Raw genomic sequence first — 20,868 nt, forward strand, 5'->3', positions numbered from 1 at the left:
TCATGGCATGACCCGGAGCCAGGAATCCTATGCAAGACAAGACTAGCCTCTACCCCGAGCTCAAGATCCTCTCGCCGCTGGAGCAGACCTGGGCCTCCTATCGCCGCAATCCGCTGGCGATGGCAGGGCTCTGGTGCTTCGTGATCCTGCTGCTCATCACCCTGCTCGGCCCGCTGGTGGTGCCCTACGGCATCGACGAGCAGCACAGCTCCCGCCTGCTGCTGGCCCCCTCCTGGGCCAACAGCGGCAACATCGACTACTTCCTCGGCACCGACGATCTGGGCCGCGACATCCTCTCCCGGCTAGTGGTGGGCGCCAGGCTCACCTTTGGCAACGCCCTGCTGGTGGTGGTGATCGCCATGGTGGTGGGCACCGCCATCGGCATCCTCGGCGGCATGAGCAAGGGGCTCAAGTCGAGCGTGCTGCACCACCTGCTCGATACCCTGCTCTCCATCCCCTCCCTGCTGCTGGCCATCATCATGGTGGCCATTCTGGGGCCGGGTCTGTTCAACACCCTGATCGCCATCACCCTGGCGCTGATCCCGCCCTTCATCCGGGCCACCTACAACGCGGTCCACACCGAGATGCAGAAGGAGTACATCATCGCCAGCCGGCTCGACGGCTCGCCCCCCTTGCGGATCATGCGCCTCGCCATTTTGCCGAACATCGTCGAGACCCTGGTGGCCCAGACCACCCGCACCCTGTCGGCGGCCATCCTCGACATCTCGGCGGTGGGTTTTCTCGGCCTCGGTGCCCAGTCACCGCAACCTGAGTGGGGCGCCATGCTGGCGGACTCCAGCGATCTCATCTATCTCGCCCCCTGGACCGTGACCCTGCCGGGCATGGCCATCCTGTTCAGCGTGCTGGTCACCAATCTAGTAGGTGAAGGCATTCGCGAAGCACTCAAAGAGGGGAATGACTGATGCCGCTGCTCGATATACGCAACCTCACCATCGAGATCGACACTCCGCAGGGCAAAGTCAAGGCGGTGGACAAGGTGAGCCTGACCCTGGCCGAGGGGGAGATCCGCGGCCTGGTGGGAGAATCCGGCTCCGGCAAGAGCCTGGTGGCCAAGGTGATCGTCGGCATCCAGAAGGACAACTGGACGGTGCGCGCCGACCGGATGCGCTTCAACGACATGGACCTGCTGACCATGGCTCCCCGCGAGCGGCGCCGCATCATGGGCCGCGAGATCGCCATGATTTTCCAGGACCCCATCAGCTGTCTCGACCCCTCCGAGGAGATCGGTACCCAGCTGGAAGAGGCGATCCCCACCGACTCGTTCGAGGGGCAGTTCTGGCAGCGCTTCCAGTGGCGCAAGAAGAAGGCCATCGCCTTGTTACACCGGGTCGGCGTCAAGGATCACCGCAAGGTGATGCGGGCCTACCCTCACGAGCTGTCGGACGGCATGTGCCAGAAGGTAATGATCGCCATGGCCATCGCCAACCAGCCGCGCCTGCTGGTGGCGGACGAGCCCACCAGCGCCATGGAGTCCACCACCCATTCCCAGATCCTGCGGCTGCTGGACAAGATGAACAAGCTGGGCAACACCACCATCCTCATCATCAGCAACGACATCGCCGCCATCGCCAACCTGACCGACACCATCAACGTGATGTATTGCGGCCAGATGGTGGAGGTGGGCACCCGGGAGCAGATCCTGGAGACCCCGCACCACCCCTATACAGATGCGCTGCTCAAGTCGATCCCCGATTTTGACAAGCTGGTGCGCCACAAGTCGCGCCTCGAGACCCTGCCCGGCGTCATTCCGCCGCTGCAGCACCTGCCCATCGGTTGCCGGCTCGGCCCCCGCTGCCCCTACGCCCAGAAGCAGTGCGTGCAGACGCCGCTGATGAGCAAGATCAAGGGGCACCAGTTCAGCTGCCACTTCCCGCTGAACATGGAAGAGCCCAAGAAGTGACGTCAATTTCGTATCAGTGCGTGACAGCGAGCCCTGTCACCAAGGAGTCAGGACAGTGATCGAACCCTCTCTGCTGCAGGTCCGGGGCCTGTGCAAGACCTATCAGAACCGCACCGGCCTGTTTCGACGCCGGGCGGTGGAAGCCATCAAGCCGCTCTCCTTTGATCTCGAGGTGGGCCAGACCCTGGCCATCGTCGGCGAGGCCGGCTCCGGCAAGAGCACCCTGGCCCGCATTCTGGCGGGCATGATAGAGCCGAGCGGTGGCGAGATCGCCATCGAGGGGCAGCCGATGATCCACGGCGACTATCAGACCCGCTGCAAGCTGCTGCGGATGATCTTCCAGGACCCCAACTCCTCCCTCAATCGCAAGATCAGGGTCGGCCAGATCCTGGAGACGCCGCTGCGCCTCAACACCGAGATGACCGAGGAGGAGCGCCGCGACAAGGTGATACAGACCCTGCGCATGGTGGGCATGCTGGCGGATCACGCCCTCTTCTACCCGCAGATGCTCTCCGCCGGCCAGCAGCAACGGGTGGCGCTGGCGCGGGCGCTGATCCTCAACCCCAAGATAGTCGTGGCCGACGAGGCGCTCTCTACCCTGGATATCTCGGTGCGCTCGCAGATCATCAACCTGCTGCTGGAGATGCAGGAGACCATGGGGCTCAGCTATGTGCTGGTGGCCAACGATCTGGGGGTGGTGAGCCACATCAGCGACGAAGTGCTGGTGATGCACGAAGGGCGGGTGGTGGAGCGCGGCAAGACCCTCAAGGTGTTCGCCGATCCCCAGCACGAGGTGACCCGCCGCCTCATCCAGAACTACGACAACGAATACCGCCGCTGAGCCCTGCCCGGCGGCCTGCCGCCGGCCCTTTCCCGCCTTTCCGCTGCCCCGAAAATGAGACAAAAAAATCCCGGCTCAGGGGCCGGGAATTGCGCTCAAAAGTAAATGCGTCGCTCGTAGTAGGAACGCTGCAATGGTAGGCAGCCCCCTTCGCGTCAACAACTGTCAGATCTGACAGGAAGACCGCTATGGAACCTGAACTGCGGATCCGGCGAGCGGATCAGCTCCGCCTCCAGCTGGCCGAAGAAGGCCACCCGCTCGCTGATGTCCTCCCCCGCATATTGCTCGGCCAGCGCCAGATAATCCTGATAGTGGCGCGCCTCTGAGCGCAGCAGGGAGACGTAGAAGCGACCCAGCTCCTCGTCCAGATGGGGTGCCAGCTTGGCAAAACGCTCGCAGGAGCGCGCCTCGATATAGGCGCCGATGATCAGCTTGTCGACTATGGTGGCGGGCTCGTGGGTACGCACGTGCTGCATCAGGTTGCGCGCGTAGCGGGAGGCGGTCACCGGGCCGTAGGGGATGTCGCGGGCGGCCATCAGCTCCAGCACCTGCTCGAAGTGGTGCAGCTCCTCCTGAATGAGCCGCACCATGGGAAACAGCAGCGGATTGCGAGAGAGCTCCTCGAACACGGTGCGATCGGTCTCTCCCATGGTCCGCTTGCCCAAGATCTCGGCCTTCTCCGGAATGGCGTCCAGCTCCCGATAGAACTCCAGCTTGGGCAGCAGATGTCGCTTGCCCTTGGGCAGGCAGTAGCGGCGCACCAGGCTGTGGGCGGTGAGCGCAGCCTTGTTTTCGCAGTTGGCGTGATCGATGAGCAGGGTCGGCAGCTGGGCGGGATCCCGCGCCATCTCGATCCACGCATCCGGGGTCTCGCAGTGCAAAAACTGGCGCACGGGGGCTAGCAGGTCATCCATCTGAACTCTCGTCTGGTCGGGTTGATACGGCGGCGGCCCATGCTAGCGGATCCCGCCGCCACTGCCCATAGCTGCGGCTACAAACGCTGCTTTTTCAAGCAGATGCAGAGCCCTTTTTGGCAAGCGGAAACAACAATGGGGGCCTTGGCCCCCATCTCGTTGCAACACCTCAACGTGGAAAACGTTTAACTGCCTTCGTTAAAAATTTCCAGGTTGCTGGTGCCTTCCTGCCACTCGCGCACCGCCTTGTTGTCATCGCTGCGCATGGCGTTGAGGTGGTCGAGGTAGGACTGATCCACGTCGGAAGTGACGTAGTGACCGTTGAACACCGAGGTCTCGAAGTGACGCAGCTCGGGGTTGATCTCCCGCACCGCCGCTTCCAGATCTTCCAGATCCTGGAAGATGAGGCCGTCGGCGCCAATGAGCTTGCACACCTCTTCCACTTCCCGGCCGTGGGCGATCAGCTCGTTGGCGGTGGGCATGTCGATGCCGTAGACGTTGGGGAAGCGAATTTCCGGTGCCGCCGAGGCGAAGTAGACCTTGGCAGCCCCCGCTTCACGGGCCATCTGGATGATCTGCTCGGAAGTGGTGCCGCGCACTATGCTGTCGTCCACCAGCAACACCTTCTTGCCCTTGAACTCGGAGCTGATGGCATTGAGCTTGCGACGCACCGACTTCTTGCGCTGGGTCTGGCCCGGCATGATGAAGGTACGGCCTATGTAGCGGTTCTTCACGAAGCCCTGACGGTACGGCAGATCCAGGGTGTGGGCGATTTCCAGCGCCACGTCGCAGGAGGTCTCCGGGATGGGGATGACCACGTCCACGTCGAGATCTTCCCACTCGCGGGCGATCTTCTGACCCAGCTTGCGACCCATGTTGAGGCGGGCGGCATAGACCGACACCTTGTCGATGCACGAATCAGGGCGAGCGAAGTAGACGTACTCGAAGATGCAGGAGCTCATTTGCGGGTTCTCCGCACACTGCTCGGAGAAGAGCTGGCCCTGCTCGGTGATGTAGATGGCCTCGCCCGGGGCGATGTCGCGCACCGTCTCGAAACCGATGGCATCGAGCGCCACGCTCTCGGAGGCGAGCATGTACTCCACCTGCCCCTGCTCGTCGACCCGGCGACCCAGGATCAGCGGGCGAATGCCGTTGGGATCGCGAAAGCCGATGAGACCGTGGCCGATCACCAGAGAGACCACCGCATAGGCGCCGCGGATCTGCTGATGCACCTTGCGTACCGCAGCGAAGATATCCTCCGGTTGCAGGGCCATCTTGTCGCAGCGATCCAGCTCGTGGGCCAGCACGTTCAGCAGCACTTCGGAATCCGAGGTGGTGTTGATGTGGCGGCGGGCCACCTTGAACTGCTGCTCCTTGAGCTCCTTGGCGTTGGTGAGGTTGCCGTTGTGGGCCAGCACCATGCCGTAGGGAGAGTTCACGTAAAAAGGCTGGGCTTCAGCGGCACTGGAGCTGCCTGCGGTGGGATATCTGACATGTCCTATGCCGATATGCCCTTTCAGGCGCTGCATGTGACGCACTTCAAACACGTCCTTCACCAGGCCGTTGGCCTTGCGTTGCCGGAAGTTTCCACTGTCAATGGTCACGATCCCGGCGGCATCCTGTCCCCTGTGCTGCAACACCGTCAAGGCGTCGTAGAGGGCCTGATTGACGGGGGTGGTGCCAACTATACCGACAATACCACACATGTCTTTGCTACCTCGAAGTCACTATACCTGTTTAAGAAAACTCGATGAGTTCAGCATGAACCCGAAGAACCACTGGATGACCGGCTTGAACTCGGGCACCAGCTTGGATGCCACCCACCAGTCGCTCTGGGAGAGGCTGGTGAAGGTATCCATGAAAAAAAGCAGGGCACTGACGATCAGTACCCCGCGAATTGCGCCAAAACAGATGCCGAGCACCCGGTCGGTGCCGGACAGCCCCGTCTTGTCTACCAGCAGCCCCACCACGTAGTTGACCACGCTGCCCAGGATCAGGGTCGCCACGAACAGGGCGGCGATGGCCAAGCCGTTGCGCACCAGGGGATCGCTGAACGAGGTGAAATAGACGGCGAGATCGGGATAGAAATGGCTGGCGATGAAGAAGGCGACGAACCAGGTGACGAGAGACATGGCCTCCTTGACGAAGCCGCGCACCAGGCTGATGAGAGCAGAGAAACCGACGATGCCGATGATGGCGTAATCAATCCAGACCATAGAAAAAGATGTCCTGCGAAATTGCGGCGCAGTCTAACAAAAACGATTGCGCAATGCTTGATAAAATTGTGTTACATGTTCAAAGAGACGCCGGCAACGCAGATTTATTCACGATAAAAACGGTTGACCGGCGCCAGAATGCACAACGCCATGGCATGCCATGGCGTTGTCGTCTGCAATGAGCGCTTACCCGATGTGGGTCAGGCCGCCCATGTAGGATTGCAGCGCAGCCGGGATCGCGATGCGGCCATCTTCCTGCTGGTAGTTCTCCAGCACGGCCACCAGGGTGCGACCCACCGCCAGGCCGGAGCCGTTCAGGGTGTGCAACAGCTGCGGCTTGCCGTCGATGCGCACGCGAGCCTGCATGCGGCGTGCCTGGAAGTCGGTGCAGTTGGAGACGGAGGAGATCTCGCGATAGGTGTTCTGGGCCGGCAGCCACACTTCCAGATCGTAGGTCTTGGCGGCGCAGAAGCCCATGTCACCGGTGGAGAGTGCCATCACGCGATACGGCAGCTCCAGCAGTTGCAGTACCTTCTCGGCGTGACCCACCATCTCTTCCAGCGCGTCCCAGGATTTTTCCGGGTGCACCAGCTGTACCATCTCGACCTTGTCGAACTGGTGCATGCGGATGAGACCGCGGGTGTCACGGCCGTAGGAGCCCGCTTCGGAGCGGAAACAGGGGCTGTGGGCGGTCATCTTGATGGGCAGTTCCTGCTCGTCGAAGATCTCGTCGCGGGCCATGTTGGTGAGCGGCACTTCGGAGGTCGGGATCAGGGAGAACTTGCGAACCTTGCCCTCTTCTTCCCCTTCCCCTTCGATACCGGTATTGAAGAGATCCTGAGAGAACTTGGGCAGCTGACCGGTGCCGTACAGGCTGTCCGGGTTGACCAGGTAGGGCACGTAGCACTCGGTGTAACCGTGCTGCAGGGTGTGCAGGTCCAGCATGAACTGGGCCAGAGCACGGTGCAGGCGGGCAATCTGGCCCTTCATCACCACGAAACGGGAGCCGGAGAGCTTGACGCCGTTCTTGAAGTCGACGCCCTTGGCCGCTTCACCCAGATCGATGTGATCGCGTACCTGGAAGTCGAACTCGCGCGGGGTACCCCAGCGGCGCACTTCCACGTTGTCGTTCTCGTCACGACCGACCGGAGTGGTGTCGCTCGGCAGGTTGGGGATGGCGTCGGCGATGGTCTTCAGCTCGGCCAGCAGGGCATCCAGCTCGACCTTGCTGGTCTCGAGCTCTTCGTTGATCTTGGTTACTTCAGCCTTGAGCGGGGCAACATCTTCGCCGCGACGGGCAGCCTCACCGATGGATTTGGAGCGGGCGTTGCGCTCGGCCTGCAGCTCCTGGGTACGGGACTGCAGATCCTTGCGTTTCTCTTCCAGAGCATTGACAGCCGCTACGTCCAGAGCGTAGCCACGTGTCGCCAGACGAGCGGCGGCATCGTCGATGTCGCTGCGCAGATATTTGGGATCCAGCATGGTTTACCTACTTTTTTAAAATGGGATCTGGGCCTGAGTCATCATGACGGGCTGGGAAACAGATCCGGAAGTTAACATCGGTTGGCACACCCCTGTCGTCTTTTTGCATCGGGCCAACAAGAGCAAGCCTTCGAAATCAAGAAGATGGCACCAGGCCAAGACAAGCGGGGTCAGAGGGGCAGTGTATCAGACCGCCCCCCCGCCCGAACAGGGACTATTGCGCCCGTTTTGCCCTGTTTTCCGGGGGATGACGACCTGGATCAAATCGGCTGACCAATTAACGTGCAATCGGCCCGAATTGGTCAGGCAGAGGCGCGGCCACTCACCTGCCCCGGCCGGTTATTTCTCCCGCTGACGCGGGCTCTGCTTGTCCAGTTCGTGCAGGTAGTCGAGCTTCTGGCCGATCTGCTTCTCAAGGCCGCGATCGGTGGGCTGATAGTACTGCTTGCCAGCCAGCTCAGGCGGGAAGTACTGCTCGCCGGCGGCATAGGCGCCCGGCTCGTCGTGGGCATAGCGATACTCGGCGCCGTAGCCCAGCTCGCTCATCAGCCTGGTCGGCGCGTTGCGCAGGTGCGGCGGCACCTCGAAGTCCGGCAGGTTTTTGGCATCATGAAGCGCCGCCTTCCAGGCGGTATAGACCGCATTGCTCTTGGGGGCGCAGGCGAGGTAGACGATCGCCTGGGCGATGGCCCGCTCCCCTTCCGCCGGGCCGATACGATGGAAGCAATCCCAGGCCGAGAGCGCCACCTGCATGGCACGGGGATCGGCGTTGCCCACGTCTTCCGAGGCAATCGCCAGCAGCCGGCGCGCAATATAGAGCGGATCGCAACCGGCGCTCACCATGCGGGCATACCAGTAGAGCGCCGCATCCGGCGCCGAGCCGCGAATGGATTTGTGCACCGCCGAGATGAGGTCGTAGAAGTGATCGCCCCCCTTGTCGAAGCGCGCCACGTGCTCCCCCACCACGGCGGCGAGCAATGTGCTGTCGATCACCCGCGCCCCGGCACTGTCGATTTCAGCCATGTCGGCCAACAGCTCCAGATAGTTGAGGGACTTGCGCCCATCCCCATCCACGGCTTTCGCCAGCGCCTCCTTCACCCCGGGGGCGAAGGCGAGGCTCGGGTCATTGAGGCCACGGGGGTCCTGCATCGCCTGATCGATCATGGCGAGGATATCCTGCTCCTCCAGCCGTTTGAGCAGATAGACCCGGGCCCGGGAGAGCAGAGCATTGTTGAGTTCGAACGAGGGGTTCTCGGTGGTGGCGCCGATGAAGGTGATGGTGCCGTCTTCGATGTGGGGCAGGAACACATCCTGCTGGCTCTTGTTGAAGCGGTGCACCTCGTCCACGAAGAGGATGGTGCGCACCCCGCGCCAGCTGTTCTCCTTGGCCTTGTCGATGGCGGCGCGGATCTCCTTGATGCCGGAGGTCACCGCCGAGAGCCGCTCCACCTCGGCCTGACAGTAGTGGGCAACCAGTTCTGCCAGCGTGGTCTTGCCGGTGCCAGGTGGTCCCCACAGGATCATGGAGTGGCAGTGGCCCGCCAGGATCGCCTTGCGCAGCGGTTTGTCGGGCCCGAGGATATGTTGCTGACCTATGTACTGCTCGAGGGTTTGCGGCCGCATCCGGGCCGCCAGCGGACGAAAGTCCGACGAGAAATCCAGCGATAAATTGCTCATCTGCATTGACCGTCAGGAAGGGTGCAGGCCGCCGTTGCCGGGCGGCCTGCCAATAAAGCCAGCGCCTGCTTGCGCATCAGCGCTGATCGTCCAGTGCGACCCCCGCAGGCGTCTTGAAGACAAATTCGTTGCCCTTGAGCGCCGGTTTGCGGTTGAAGTTGCTCAGGGTGAACTCGCTCCACTGCCCCTGGGCCTCTTTCACGTCGAAGCGGTTGATGTTGTTCTGGCGGTCGAAGGTGATGCGAAAGGAGGCGATCAGCTCATCCTGACTACGGCTGGTGACGGTGTAGACGTCCCCCTGCTGGGTCACGTCGTAGTTCTTCCAGAGTGCATCGTCGTTGCCGGCGATCAGCACGAAGGGGGTGTTGAGCACCGCATCCTTGAGCTTGAGCGCCGTCACCTGCTCGACGAAGGGATCGTAGATCCAGACATCCTTGCCATCGGCCACGATCAGGCTCTCGTCCGGCGTGGTGGTATGCCAGTTGAAACGGTTGGGACGCTGCACCAGCAGGGTGCCGCCGGCACGCTGCAGCTCCTTGCCCTTGCTGTCATAGACCACCTGGGCAAACTTGGCGGAGAAGAGGCTCACCCCCGCCAGTTTCTGTTTGAGATCGCTGGCCGCGTCGGCCCACGCCTGGCTGCTGGCCACCAGCAGCACTGTGCCCATCAACAGTTGTTTTTTCATCACGCTTTTCATAACGGCTATCTCGATAAAAGGCCATGCCCGCAGAGGGCATGGCCAGGATGATAGAGGGGTGAGCCTTAGTCCCGCACCGGTGGCGGGGCCAGCACGTCGCGCTGACCATTGCCGCCCGGGGCGCTGACGATGCCCTGGTTTTCCATCTGCTCGATGAGACGGGCCGCCCGGTTGTAACCAATCTTGAACTTGCGCTGCACGCTGGAGGTGGAACCACGGCGCGACTCCACCACGAAGGCCACCGCCTCGTCGAACAGGGGGTCGAGCTCTTCGTCGTCACCACCGCCATATTCGCCGCTGCCACCCTCGCCGCCCGACTCACCAGAGAGGATCTCCTCGATGTAGTTCGGCTCGCCGCGCAGTTTCCAGTCCGCCACCACCTTGTGCACCTCGTGGTCATCGACGAAGGCGCCGTGCACCCGGGTCGGATTGGAGGTGCCGGCCGGCATGTAGAGCATATCGCCCATGCCGAGCAGGGATTCCGCACCGCCCTGGTCGATGATGGTACGGGAGTCGATCTTGCTCGACACCTGGAACGAGATACGGGTCGGGATGTTGGCCTTGATGAGGCCGGTGATCACATCCACCGACGGACGCTGGGTCGCGAGAATGAGATGAATACCGGCCGCCCGCGCCTTCTGGGCGATACGGGCGATGAGCTCCTCCACCTTCTTGCCGACGATCATCATCATGTCGGCAAACTCGTCCACCACCACCACGATGTGAGGCAGTTTTTCCAGCTCAGGCGGCATCTGATCCATGGAGTCGCCCGGACGCCACAGCGGATCCAGCAGGGGGTCACCTTCTTCGATGGCCGCCAGCACCTTGTCGTTGTAGCCCTTGAGGTTGCGCACCCCGACCGCCGACATCAGCTTGTAGCGGCGCTCCATCTCGCCCACGCACCAGCGCAGGGCGTTGGCGGCATCCTTCATGTCGGTCACCACCTCGGTCAGCAGATGGGGGATCCCTTCGTAGACCGACAGCTCCAGCATCTTGGGGTCGATCATGATGAAGCGCAGATCGTCCGGCGTCGACTTGTAGAGCATGGAGATGATCATGGTGTTCACCCCCACCGACTTACCGGAGCCAGTGGTACCGGCCACCAGCAGGTGGGGCATCTTGGCGAGGTTCACCACCACGGGTTCGCCGGCGATGTCCTGACCCAGGCCCATGGTGAGCGGGTTGCGGCTGCCCGAGAACGCCTCGCAGTCGAGGGTCTCGCGCAGGTAGACGGTCTGACGCACCCGGTTGGGCAGCTCGATCCCCACATAAGTCTTGCCCGGGATCACCTCCACCACCCGCACGCTGCTGGCCGACAGAGAACGGGCCAAGTCACGGGAGAGGTTGGTGATCTTGCTCGCCTTCATGCCGGGCGCCAGATCCAGCTCAAAGCGGGTGATGACGGGGCCCGGATAGACGCCCACCACCTTGGCCTGCACGTTGTAGTCGGCCAGTTTCGCCTCTACCAGCCGGCCCATGCGCTCCAGCTCGTCCTTGCTCATCATCTGGGTCTTGGCGGGCGGACGGTCCAGCAGCTCGATGCTCGGTAAGGGGGGCAGTCCTGGTTGCAGACGGCGCTTGGGCTTGCCAGGAGTAGGGGCAGCCGGTGCCGGCGCCTCCTCATCCCCTTCGGCCCAGGGCAAGTCGAGATCATCGTCCTCGTCATCGGCCGTCACCAGCGCGGGCTGACGACGGACGCCGGCAGCGGCGGCCCGCTTGGTGCGGGTAACCGGCGCAGGTGCGTCATCATCGTCGTCGTCAAACTGCGGATCGAACTGGAAGGTATCCTCGTCGAGCTCGGGCAGCCACTCCTCGGACTTGGCCTTCTGGCCCTTGGCGGCCACCTTCTCCTTGGGACGACGGGTCCAGCCGGTATGTGGCTCATCCTCCTCGTCGTCACCCAGCTCGATGGCACCTACGCCTCCCTCCAGCAGGGGATCAGGCCCCTCGTAACGGGGCTGGCGCCAGCCACCGGTGAGCCAGCGGCCCAGGGTGGCAGGAAAGTGATAAACGGCTCTGACCGAGCCGGTGCAGGCGGCACCGATCCGCTCGACGATGGTGAGCCAGGACCAGCCGGTAAACAGGGTGATGCCGGTGGCCACGAAGCAGAGCAGCAACAGGTTGGCCCCAACGCCGCCAAACAGCGGCACCACGGCGGAGGAGATGACGTCCCCCACCAGACCGCCGGCGGAGAAATTCTGCAGATCATTGAAGTTCATGCTGGCGATGGCGGACATACCGAGCACGGTCAGGATGAAACCGACGATGCGCACCGACAGGGTGAGGTAGTCCACATCGAGCAAGCGGCTCGGGCGCCAGAACAGGCTCCAGCCAAGCAGCACGACCAGGGGGGGCACCAGGTAGGAGAAAGCCCCGAAGGTAAACATGGTGATATCGGCGAGCCAGGCCCCCGCGCTGCCGGCGAGGTTCTTCACCTCCCCTTGCCAGGAGGTCTGGGACCAACCGGGATCGGCGGGGTGGTAGGACAACAGGGCAAGCAAGAGATAGGCAGCCATCAGGGTGATGGCGATCAAGACGGCTTCGAAGATCCGTTGTGTACCTGATAAAGGAGTAAACAGCTTTTTATCGGCCAAACTCCGGCTCCTTTCTGAAAACATGTAATGCAGGGGGATAAGGGGGCCTAGTATCCCTGAAAAGCCCACCGGTTGTCAGCCAGTGCCCGATGTGCCGACCGTATTCACAACCGGCACGATAAGAAGAAACGAGCGGACCGGCCGCTCGTTTCTGAATGTCGTGACTTGTCGCAAGGCTGGCAAGCCACAGCATAACCCAACTCAACGGGTGCTGATCACCAGCCGACTGCTCTGTTTGACCTCTTCCATCACCACGTAGGTGCGGGTGTCGTTGACGCCGGGCAGACGCAGCAGGGTTTCCCCCAGCAGGCGGCGGTAGGCCGACATGTCGCTGACTCGGGTCTTGAGCAGATAGTCGAAATCGCCGGAGACCAGATGGCACTCCTGGATCTCTTCGAGCACCTGAACAGCCTTGTTGAACTGTTCAAATACATCCGGGGCACCGCGATTGAGGGTGATTTCCACGAATACCAGCAGAGACGCATCCAGATAATGAGGGTTCAGAATGGCGGCATATCCTTCAATATACCCTTGTCGCTCGAGGCGACGAACCCGTTCCAGACACGGTGTGGGACTCAGGCCAACACGTTTGGACAACTCAACGTTCGAAATTCTGCCATCCTTTTGCAGCTCATTCAGAATGTTGCGGTCAATCCTGTCCAAATCCTTTAGCCGACTCTTAGCTTCCATCATTTATTCCATCCTTTGGCTATTTTTTGGTAAGAATCACCAGTCATTTTATAATTATGGTCACAAATCCTGTCAATACCTGAATATGCTAGGTGCAAATGTTGCTGAAAACGAGCGCAACACAAAACACCAATCGATAGTCGAGGGATAGCATGATTATCGGTGTACCTGAAGAAATAAAAAACCATGAATACCGCTTAGGCATGGTTCTGGCCAGTGTACGTTAACTAACAGCACGAAACCATACCGTTTTCGCCCAAAGCGGCGCAGGAAGCGGCAATGAGTTTGCCAATGCAGATTATCACGCTGCCACTGCTGCTATTTTGTCCTGTATTGCCGAGCTTTTCGCCAGGGCAGAGTCACCACAACGATCAGCCAAGGCCGCCAAGCCGGCAGCCACCCTCTCGTGTTTCCCTCCTTTCTATAGATATGCACCTCACCGCTCCAGCGTGTTTTGCATCCGATGTGCCATAACGAGGGCGTTTCTTCGGCAAGAGAGTCCAGGCCCCTCCCCCAAGCTGTGCCGCCGAAGCGACCCTCGCTGACAACAGGGCCTCTTAGTGAGCCCCATCGAAGCCAAATTGCCCCACCCACAGCGGGCCCCACTGCGCCAGAAGCTGTCAATCCTGGTGAGCTTGTCTCCATGTGAGCGGGGTCCGGTTCACTTGTGCCTGCAATCAGGACGCACTAGCACCACTCCCCTTGTTGTCGGCCGTGGGGCCACCAGGCATTGCTCGCCCGGGCCCATGACGACAGCCAGGGACAACCCGTGGCAAACAACCCGTGACAAGAGAGCGCTTCCCCTTCATGAAGGGCCTTGAGGCCGATTGATGCAATCGACGCACTGGCCTTTGACCCCATATCACGAATTACCTACAATCGCGCAAACTCATCACGTCTCGGAAATCACATCATGAGCCAAGTCACTCATAGCAAACTGCTGATCCTGGGCTCCGGCCCGGCTGGTTACACCGCGGCCGTCTACGCCGCCCGTGCCAACCTCAATCCGCTGCTCATCACCGGCATGCAGCAAGGCGGTCAGCTGACTACCACCACCGAAGTGGAGAACTGGCCCGGTGACCCCGAGGGTCTGACCGGTCCGGCCCTGATGGAGCGCATGAAAGAGCATGCGGAGAAGTTCGATACCCGCATCCTGTTCGATCACATCAATGAAGTGGAGCTGACCCAGCGTCCGTTCCGCCTCAAGGGTGACAACGGCGAATATACCTGTGATGCGCTGATCATCGCGACTGGCGCCTCCGCCAAGTACCTGGGCCTGCCTTCCGAAGAGGCCTTCAAGGGCCGCGGCGTCTCCGCCTGCGCCACCTGTGACGGCTTCTTCTATCGCAACCAGGAAGTGGCCGTGGTCGGCGGCGGCAACACCGCCGTGGAAGAGGCACTCTATCTGGCCAACATCGCCAAGAAGGTGCACCTGATCCATCGCCGCGACGAGTTCCGCGCCGAGAAGATCCTGATCAAGCGCCTGCACGACAAGGTTGCCAGCGGCAACATCGTGCTGCACACCCACCAGACCCTGGACGAAGTGCTGGGTGACGACATGGGGGTGACCGGTGTACGCCTGCGCAACACCCAGAACGATACCACCCAGGATCTGCCGCTGATGGGGGTATTCATCGCCATCGGTCACCAGCCCAACACCCAGATCTTCGACGGCCAGCTGGAGATGCAGAACGGCTATCTTAAGGTGCGTGGCGGCCTGGACGGCTTTGCCACCCAGACCAGCATCGAAGGGGTTTTTGCCGCCGGTGACGTGGCTGACCACACCTACCGTCAAGCCATCACCTCCGCCGGTACTGGCTGTATGGCCGCCCTCGATGCAGAGCGTTATCTGGACGCGCAATAAGCACAAGGGATATAAAAGGCATGCCGCAAGGCATGCCTTTTTGTTTTAAGGAGCCGGATGAAACAGAAAATATTGATTGTCGAGGATAGTCTGACTATTCGTCGCATGCTGATCCAGGCCATTGCCCAGCAAACCGGGCTGGAAATCGATGCGTTCGAAACCCTGGAAGGGGCCCGACACTGCCGGGGAGAAGAGTATGTGGTTGCCCTGGTGGATCTCACCTTGCCGGATGCCCCCAGCGGAGAAGCGGTCAAGGTATTGCTGGAGCGCGGCCTGCCGGTGGTGATCCTCACCGCCGACATCAGCGAGGAGAAACGGGAAGCCTGGCTTGAGGCCGGGGTGCTCGATTACGTGATGAAAGATTCACGCCACTCCCTGCAGTATGCCGTCAGCCTGGTCCATCGCCTCTACCTCAACCAGCGCATCGAAGTGCTGGTGGTCGATGATTCCCGTACCTCCCGCCACCGCACCATGGCCCAGCTGCGCAAGCAACTGCTGCAGGTGCACGAGGCGAGCCATGCCCGTGAAGCGCTGGCCCAGCTCGAACAGAACCCAGCCATCCGGCTGGTGCTGGTCGACTACTATATGCCAGAAATTGACGGGATCAGCCTGGTACGCATGTTGCGCGAGCGCTACAGCAAGCAGCAGCTCGCCATCATCGGGATCTCGGTGTCGGACAAACGCGGCCTCTCCGCCCGCTACCTCAAACAGGGTGCCAACGACTTCCTCAACCAGCCGTTCGAGCCGGAAGAGCTGCAGTGCCGGGTCAGCCACAATCTGGAGGCGCTGGAGCAGTTCAACAGCATCCAGGAGTCGGCCAATCGTGACTACCTGACCGGGCTCTACAACCGGCGCTACTGGTTCAACGAGGGTCAAAAATGGTTCGAGGAACACCAGCGCCAGGAGACGCCGCTTGCACTGTGCGTGCTCGATGTAGATCACTTCAAGCAGGTCAACGATCACTGGGGTCACGCCATCGGCGATCAGCTGTTGTGTCACCTCACCCGTCTGCTCACCCAGTTCTTCCCCGATGCCATGATCGCCCGCTTTGGCGGCGAGGAGTTTGCCCTGATGGTGCCTCACTGCACCGTGCCCGTGCTGCTCAAGCGGCTGGAAGGGTTGCGCCAGCAGATGCGCCAGCAACCGCTGTCACGGGAAACGCCGCTGTTCGTTCGCGCCAGTTTCGGGGTGATCCAGGTCGGGCGCGTCTCCATGGACGAGGCATTGAGCGAAGCGGATCGCCTGCTCTATCAGGCCAAGAACACCGGTCGTGACAAGATAGTGTCTCAAGGCTCAGCTGCCTGATCGCACCATCCCGGATGCTCGTCGTGTAGTACCGCCCGACCGCAGCCCTCCCCGGGCACACGTCGGGTTCCCCTCCTGTTACCTCCCGTCATGTCACAGCCCTCTCAGTAGGTCTTGTCGACCCGCACGCCATCGTCGAAATAGAGGATGCGCACCTTGTCGCCGTTCATGAATACCATGGCCGGATCGTAATCCTGAATGACGTTGACCAGCCCGTTCTGTTCGTTGCGAATGAGCAGTTCCACCAGCTTGTTCTCCACCACTGTGCCGCCGGATTGATACTGCTGCGCCGCAGCGGCGCCCGCCAGAGCCCCGACGGCAGTGGCGATTTCCCGACCATGGCCGCCACCGAACTGGTTGCCAAGCAGACCACCCAGCACGGCGCCGCCCAGGGTTTTCCAGCCTGAACGCTCGGATTCCAGGATCTGACGCTGGGTGATGTTGCGCACCGTTTCAACCTGGCCAAACACCACCTGATTCACGGGCCTGGCGGTATTGCGCTCGTAGACCTGGGCCCAGGCGGGCGCAGTGACAAAGCAGAACAAGCTGGATACTATCAGGATAATGGCCTTCATCTATGAACCTCGTTGCCTTATGTCTCGCTATCTTACCCAATTGGATGATGAGCTGTGCTGGTTTCCCGACCCCGAGCACGCCCTGGATGAACCCAACGGCCTGCTGGCGATCGGTGGCGATCTCTCCCCCGCCCGCTTGCTGGCAGCTTACCACAAGGGGATCTTCCCGTGGAACGAACCCCACCAGCCGCTGCTGTGGTGGTCACCCGACCCCAGAGGCGTAGTGCAGCCGGCGCAACTGCACATCGGCCGCAGCCTGCGCAAATTTATCCGCCGTACCCCATTCGATATTTCCATCGATCGCGCCTTTAATGAGGTGATAGCGGCCTGCGCCGCCCCCCGTCGCAGTGCCAGTGGAACCTGGATAAGCACACCCATGATCGACGCCTATCGACAACTGCACCGCCTTGGCCATGCCCACTCCGTCGAGATTTGGCAGGATGGCCGGCTGCAGGCCGGCCTCTACGGCCTCTCCCTCGGCCGGGTGTTCTGTGGCGAGTCCATGTTCAGTCGCATCGACAACGGCGCCAAGCTGGCCATGGTAGCCCTCTGCCAGCACTTTGCCCGGCATAACGGGGCCCTGATCGATTGCCAGATGCAGAACGACTTTCTGGCCACCATGGGAATAGAGGAGTGGCCGAGAAGCAAATTCCTGACGACGCTGACCCAGCTGAGTCGGCAACCACTGGCGGCCGGCTGCTGGCAGGCGGGGAGCATGACACTATGACCGAAGAAGTGATCCTCAAGGTAGGACTGACCCCCAAGCATCAATGCAGCTATCTGGGTCATGAACAGGAACAGCTGCTGGTATTGATGGATCACAGCCTGCTCAACGCCAGCGGTTACGAGCGCCTGCTGACGGCCGGCTTCCGCCGCAGTGGCAACGACATCTATCGCCCCCACTGCCCGGCCTGCAATGCCTGCCAGTCACTGCGCATCCACAGCGAACGGTTCGTGCCCAGCCGCAGCCAGAAGCGGATCCGCCAGCTCAACCGGGATATCGAGCTGGTGCTGAGCTACGATGACAAGCCCGAATACTATCAGCTCTATGAGCGCTACATTCGCGAACGCCACCATGACGGCAGCATGTATCCCCCCAGCCGCACCCAGTACAAGGGGTTTCTCCATTGCGACTGGATGCCTCCCCTCTATCTGGAAATGCGCAAGGATAATCGGCTGATCGGGGTTGCTACTACGGATCTGCTGCCCCATTCCCTCAGCGCAATGTACACCTTCTTCGACCCGGCCCATGCCGATCGCTCACTCGGTACCTTTGCCATTCTGAGCCAGTTGGAACTGGCCAGGCGTACAGGCCGCAGCTGGCTGTATCTGGGCTACCTGGTGGAGGAGTGCCGCAAGATGAATTACAAGAGCCAGTACCTGCCTCATGAGCGTCTGATACAGGGAGAATGGAAAAATATCGACAGCAAGCCCGAGTAAACTTTACACATAGCCTTAAATCCGGCATGATCCAGCGGATTTTTGTTGTGGCTTATCAAGAGGATTCAATGGCTAAAGAAGACAGTATTGAGATGCAGGGCACTATTCTCGAAACCCTGCCCAATACCATGTTCCGTGTGGAACTGGAAAATGGTCACGTGGTTATCGCTCATATTTCCGGCAAGATGCGCAAAAACTACATCCGTATCCTGACTGGAGACAAAGTAACGGTAGCTCTGACTCCGTACGATCTCTCCAAGGGACGTATTGTTTTCCGCTCTCGCTAAGCCAGGAATTCAGCAAAAAACCCCAACCTTTCGGTTGGGGTTTTTTGTGGTCTTTCAACTGTTCAATGCTTAGTGGGAAACGGCTTCAACATTGACCTGATAGTCAAAGCTGAGGCTGTCGTTTATCAACTCAACCTTCACAACCCCCCCATCGACCAGCGCCCCGAACAGGATCTCGTTGGCCAGGGGTTTCTTGAGGTGTTCCTGGATGACCCGTCCCATGGGTCTTGCCCCCATGGCCCTGTCATACCCTTTCTCGGCCAGCCAGTGGCGGACACCCTCGGACACTTCAAGGGATACCCCTTTCGCATCCAGCTGAACCTGCAACTCGACGATGAACTTGTCGACCACCTGATGGATGATCTGCATGTCCAGATGGTTGAACCAGATGATGTGATCAAGCCGGTTGCGAAACTCCGGACTAAACGTCTTGTTGATCACCGCCATGGCATCGTGGCTCATATCCTGCTGCTGGAAGCCGATTGACTTGCGCTGGGTCTCCTGTACCCCCGCGTTGGTGGTCATCACTAGGATCACGTTGCGAAAATCCGCCTTGCGCCCGTTGTTGTCAGTCAGGGTGCCGTTGTCCATCACCTGCAGCAGCAGGTTGAACACGTCCGGATGCGCTTTTTCGATCTCGTCCAGCAGTACCACTGAGTGCGGATGCTTGAGGACAGAGTCGGTCAGCAGACCCCCCTGCTCGAACCCCACATAACCGGGAGGAGCCCCGATCAGACGAGAGACGGTGTGGCGCTCCATGTACTCGGACATATCAAAGCGCAGCACCTCCACGCCAAGCGCCTTGCCGAGCTGCTGGGTGACCTCGGTCTTGCCTACCCCGGTCGGGCCGGCAAACAGGAAGCAGCCCACAGGGCGACGCTCGTTGCCCAGCCCTGAGCGGGAGAGGCGAATGGAGTCTGTCAGTACCTCGATGGCCTTGTCCTGGCCAAAGACCACCATCTTGAGATTGCGCTCCAGGTTCTTCAGCACTTCCTTGTCGGAAGAGGAGACTGATTTCTCCGGGATGCGGGCAATCTTGGCAACAATGGTTTCGATCTCCTGCACATTGATCACTTTCTTGCGCTTGCTCACCGGCAGCAAGCGTTGACCCGCCCCGGCCTCGTCGATCACGTCGATCGCCTTGTCCGGCAGATGGCGGTCATTGATGTATTTGGCGGAGAGCTCCACCGCTGCACGAATGGCCTTGACGGTGTAACGTACCCCGTGGTGAGCCTCATAGCGGCTCTTGAGGCCCATCAGGATGCGCGTAGTGTCATCCACGCTGGGCTCGACAATGTCGATCTTCTGGAAGCGACGCGCCAGGGCGCGGTCTTTTTCAAAGATCTGGGAGTATTCCTGATAGGTGGTAGAGCCGACGCAGCGCAGCAAGCCATTGGAGAGCAGTGGCTTGATGAGGTTGGCCGCATCCAGCTGACCACCGGAGGCAGCCCCTGCCCCAATGATGGTGTGGATCTCGTCGATGAACAGGATGGCCCCTTCCTGACGCTCGATCTGCTTGAGCAGCACCTTGAGGCGCTTCTCGAAGTCACCGCGATATTTGGTCCCTGCCAGCAGCGACCCCATATCCAGGGAGTAGATGGTACTGCCCGCAATCACCTCGGGTACATCACCCTTGACGATACGGTAGGCCAGCCCTTCCGCGATGGCTGTCTTGCCCACCCCGGCTTCGCCCACCAGCAAGGGGTTGTTCTTGCGACGACGGCAGAGCACCTGGATGGTACGGTTGAGCTCCTGATCCCGTCCGATGAGCGGATCGATACGCCCTTCCAACACCAGCTGATTGAGGTTGGTGGCAAAGCTCTCAATCTGGGCAGCAGAGACCTCATCGTCAGACTCGACGTTGTTGCTGCTGTTGTCCGGTTTGCTGTCTTTGCGTACCCCATGGGAGAGGAAGTTGACCACATCCAGCCGGCTGATCTCGGCCTTTTTCAGGAAGTAGGCGGCCTGGGACTCCTGCTCGCTGAAGATGGCAACCAGCACGTTGGCTCCACTGACCTCGGTGTTGCCGGAGGACTGAACGTGAAACACGGCGCGTTGCAGCACCCGCTGGAAGCCCAGTGTGGGCTGAGTCTCGCGGTCTTCATCATCACGGGGAATAAGCGGGGTTGTTTGACTGATGAATGCGCTGATCTCTTTGCGCATCTGCTCCACGTCAGCACCACAAGAACTCAGCGCCTCATTGGCTGAGCTGTTATCCAGCAGGGCTAACAACAGGTGCTCGACGGTCATGAATTCGTGGCGCTCGTCACGGGCCAGTTTGAAAGCCTCGTTCAGCGTCTTTTCTAGATCTTTATTCAACATAGGCACCTCCCCTAGTACAGCAACAATGTGGTGTCGTCATCGC

At 60.7% G+C, this 20,868-nt stretch carries 18 protein-coding genes; 8 read left to right on the forward strand and 10 right to left on the reverse strand.

Annotation, left to right across the window (positions count from 1 at the left end):
• Positions 1-29: 29 nt before the first annotated feature.
• Genes I6L33_RS17060 through I6L33_RS17070 form a run of 3 tightly spaced genes read left to right on the forward strand, consistent with a single transcriptional unit; the run spans position 30 to position 2,762 of the window.
• Entirely contained in the window at positions 30-923 is an 894-nt protein-coding gene (locus tag I6L33_RS17060; RefSeq protein ID WP_005300069.1) for an ABC transporter permease subunit, read from the forward strand.
• Entirely contained in the window at positions 923-1,921 is a 999-nt protein-coding gene (locus tag I6L33_RS17065) for an oligopeptide/dipeptide ABC transporter ATP-binding protein (protein WP_005300065.1), read from the forward strand. The genes I6L33_RS17060 and I6L33_RS17065 overlap by 1 nt, the downstream gene beginning before the upstream one ends.
• Before the next feature lie 55 nt (positions 1,922-1,976).
• Positions 1,977-2,762, forward strand: a complete 786-nt coding sequence (locus tag I6L33_RS17070; protein ID WP_005300064.1) for an ATP-binding cassette domain-containing protein — start codon at positions 1,977-1,979, stop codon at positions 2,760-2,762.
• Between the two features lie 155 nt (positions 2,763-2,917).
• Here the strand turns inward: I6L33_RS17070 and miaE are convergent, their stop codons facing one another.
• The 8 genes from miaE to lrp all read right to left on the reverse strand — a co-directional run bounded on the left by miaE (position 2,918) and on the right by lrp (position 13,035).
• Positions 2,918-3,676 carry a tRNA-(ms[2]io[6]A)-hydroxylase gene (gene miaE, locus I6L33_RS17075; protein WP_017779989.1) on the reverse strand — a complete coding sequence of 253 codons (759 nt, stop codon included), beginning with the start codon at positions 3,674-3,676 and terminating at the stop codon, positions 2,918-2,920.
• Positions 3,677-3,861: 185 nt separating this feature from the next.
• Positions 3,862-5,382: an amidophosphoribosyltransferase gene (gene purF, locus I6L33_RS17080; RefSeq protein ID WP_005300060.1), complete on the reverse strand. Its 1,521-nt coding sequence runs from the start codon at positions 5,380-5,382 to the stop codon at positions 3,862-3,864.
• A 21-nt stretch (positions 5,383-5,403) separates the two neighbouring features.
• Positions 5,404-5,892, reverse strand: a complete 489-nt coding sequence (locus I6L33_RS17085) for a CvpA family protein (RefSeq protein WP_005300057.1) — start codon at positions 5,890-5,892, stop codon at positions 5,404-5,406.
• Positions 5,893-6,078: 186 nt separating this feature from the next.
• A complete protein-coding gene (gene serS / locus I6L33_RS17090) occupies positions 6,079-7,374 on the reverse strand; it encodes a serine--tRNA ligase (RefSeq protein WP_216972988.1) in 1,296 nt (431 codons plus the stop codon).
• Positions 7,375-7,713: 339 nt separating this feature from the next.
• A complete protein-coding gene (locus I6L33_RS17095) occupies positions 7,714-9,057 on the reverse strand; it encodes a replication-associated recombination protein A (protein ID WP_302054582.1) in 1,344 nt (447 codons plus the stop codon).
• A 70-nt stretch (positions 9,058-9,127) separates the two neighbouring features.
• The gene (gene lolA, locus I6L33_RS17100; RefSeq protein WP_041202943.1) at positions 9,128-9,736 is read right to left on the reverse strand and encodes an outer membrane lipoprotein chaperone LolA; all 609 of its coding nucleotides are present in this window, start codon (positions 9,734-9,736) and stop codon (positions 9,128-9,130) included.
• A 77-nt stretch (positions 9,737-9,813) separates the two neighbouring features.
• Entirely contained in the window at positions 9,814-12,342 is a 2,529-nt protein-coding gene (locus I6L33_RS17105; RefSeq protein ID WP_216972990.1) for a DNA translocase FtsK, read from the reverse strand.
• 201 nt (positions 12,343-12,543) lie between these two features.
• Complete coding sequence (gene lrp / locus I6L33_RS17110; RefSeq protein WP_005300047.1) at positions 12,544-13,035, reverse strand: leucine-responsive transcriptional regulator Lrp; 492 nt, start codon at positions 13,033-13,035, stop codon at positions 12,544-12,546.
• Positions 13,036-13,945: 910 nt separating this feature from the next.
• On the opposite strand from lrp, the gene trxB reads away from it, so the two are divergent.
• Positions 13,946-14,896: a thioredoxin-disulfide reductase gene (trxB, locus tag I6L33_RS17115; protein ID WP_024941340.1), complete on the forward strand. Its 951-nt coding sequence runs from the start codon at positions 13,946-13,948 to the stop codon at positions 14,894-14,896.
• A gap of 57 nt (positions 14,897-14,953) precedes the next feature.
• Positions 14,954-16,201 carry a diguanylate cyclase gene (locus I6L33_RS17120; RefSeq protein WP_017779995.1) on the forward strand — a complete coding sequence of 416 codons (1,248 nt, stop codon included), beginning with the start codon at positions 14,954-14,956 and terminating at the stop codon, positions 16,199-16,201.
• Positions 16,202-16,305: 104 nt separating this feature from the next.
• Here the strand turns inward: I6L33_RS17120 and I6L33_RS17125 are convergent, their stop codons facing one another.
• Positions 16,306-16,776: a glycine zipper 2TM domain-containing protein gene (locus I6L33_RS17125; RefSeq protein WP_005300039.1), complete on the reverse strand. Its 471-nt coding sequence runs from the start codon at positions 16,774-16,776 to the stop codon at positions 16,306-16,308.
• 19 nt (positions 16,777-16,795) lie between these two features.
• Here I6L33_RS17125 and aat point away from each other — a divergent pair, with 19 nt between their 5' ends.
• From aat to infA, 3 genes are all read left to right on the forward strand, one after another.
• A complete protein-coding gene (gene aat, locus I6L33_RS17130; RefSeq protein WP_216972991.1) occupies positions 16,796-17,503 on the forward strand; it encodes a leucyl/phenylalanyl-tRNA--protein transferase in 708 nt (235 codons plus the stop codon).
• Entirely contained in the window at positions 17,500-18,216 is a 717-nt protein-coding gene (locus I6L33_RS17135; protein ID WP_005300035.1) for an arginyltransferase, read from the forward strand. Before aat ends, I6L33_RS17135 begins: the two co-directional genes overlap by 4 nt.
• 68 nt (positions 18,217-18,284) lie before the next feature.
• Entirely contained in the window at positions 18,285-18,503 is a 219-nt protein-coding gene (gene infA / locus I6L33_RS17140) for a translation initiation factor IF-1 (RefSeq protein ID WP_005300033.1), read from the forward strand.
• Positions 18,504-18,572: 69 nt separating this feature from the next.
• Here the strand turns inward: infA and clpA are convergent, their stop codons facing one another.
• Positions 18,573-20,825: an ATP-dependent Clp protease ATP-binding subunit ClpA gene (gene clpA, locus I6L33_RS17145; RefSeq protein ID WP_010634216.1), complete on the reverse strand. Its 2,253-nt coding sequence runs from the start codon at positions 20,823-20,825 to the stop codon at positions 18,573-18,575.
• Positions 20,826-20,868 lie beyond the last annotated feature (43 nt).

The sequence above is a fragment of the Aeromonas sp. FDAARGOS 1403 genome (genome assembly GCF_019047325.1).
Classification (GTDB): domain Bacteria; phylum Pseudomonadota; class Gammaproteobacteria; order Enterobacterales; family Aeromonadaceae; genus Aeromonas; species Aeromonas dhakensis.

Coding starts and splice junctions, on each gene's coding strand:
- I6L33_RS17060 (WP_005300069.1), top strand. CDS start 30: ATGCAAGACAAGACTAGCCTCTACCCCGAGCTCAAGATCCTCTCGCCG.
- I6L33_RS17065 (WP_005300065.1), top strand. CDS start 923: ATGCCGCTGCTCGATATACGCAACCTCACCATCGAGATCGACACTCCG.
- miaE (WP_017779989.1), bottom strand. CDS start 3,676: ATGGATGACCTGCTAGCCCCCGTGCGCCAGTTTTTGCACTGCGAGACC.
- purF (WP_005300060.1), bottom strand. CDS start 5,382: ATGTGTGGTATTGTCGGTATAGTTGGCACCACCCCCGTCAATCAGGCC.
- I6L33_RS17085 (WP_005300057.1), bottom strand. CDS start 5,892: ATGGTCTGGATTGATTACGCCATCATCGGCATCGTCGGTTTCTCTGCT.
- serS (WP_216972988.1), bottom strand. CDS start 7,374: ATGCTGGATCCCAAATATCTGCGCAGCGACATCGACGATGCCGCCGCT.
- I6L33_RS17095 (WP_302054582.1), bottom strand. CDS start 9,057: ATGCAGATGAGCAATTTATCGCTGGATTTCTCGTCGGACTTTCGTCCG.
- lolA (WP_041202943.1), bottom strand. CDS start 9,736: ATGAAAAAACAACTGTTGATGGGCACAGTGCTGCTGGTGGCCAGCAGC.
- lrp (WP_005300047.1), bottom strand. CDS start 13,035: ATGATGGAAGCTAAGAGTCGGCTAAAGGATTTGGACAGGATTGACCGC.
- trxB (WP_024941340.1), top strand. CDS start 13,946: ATGAGCCAAGTCACTCATAGCAAACTGCTGATCCTGGGCTCCGGCCCG.
- I6L33_RS17120 (WP_017779995.1), top strand. CDS start 14,954: ATGAAACAGAAAATATTGATTGTCGAGGATAGTCTGACTATTCGTCGC.
- I6L33_RS17125 (WP_005300039.1), bottom strand. CDS start 16,776: ATGAAGGCCATTATCCTGATAGTATCCAGCTTGTTCTGCTTTGTCACT.
- aat (WP_216972991.1), top strand. CDS start 16,796: ATGTCTCGCTATCTTACCCAATTGGATGATGAGCTGTGCTGGTTTCCC.
- I6L33_RS17135 (WP_005300035.1), top strand. CDS start 17,500: ATGACCGAAGAAGTGATCCTCAAGGTAGGACTGACCCCCAAGCATCAA.
- infA (WP_005300033.1), top strand. CDS start 18,285: ATGGCTAAAGAAGACAGTATTGAGATGCAGGGCACTATTCTCGAAACC.
- clpA (WP_010634216.1), bottom strand. CDS start 20,825: ATGTTGAATAAAGATCTAGAAAAGACGCTGAACGAGGCTTTCAAACTG.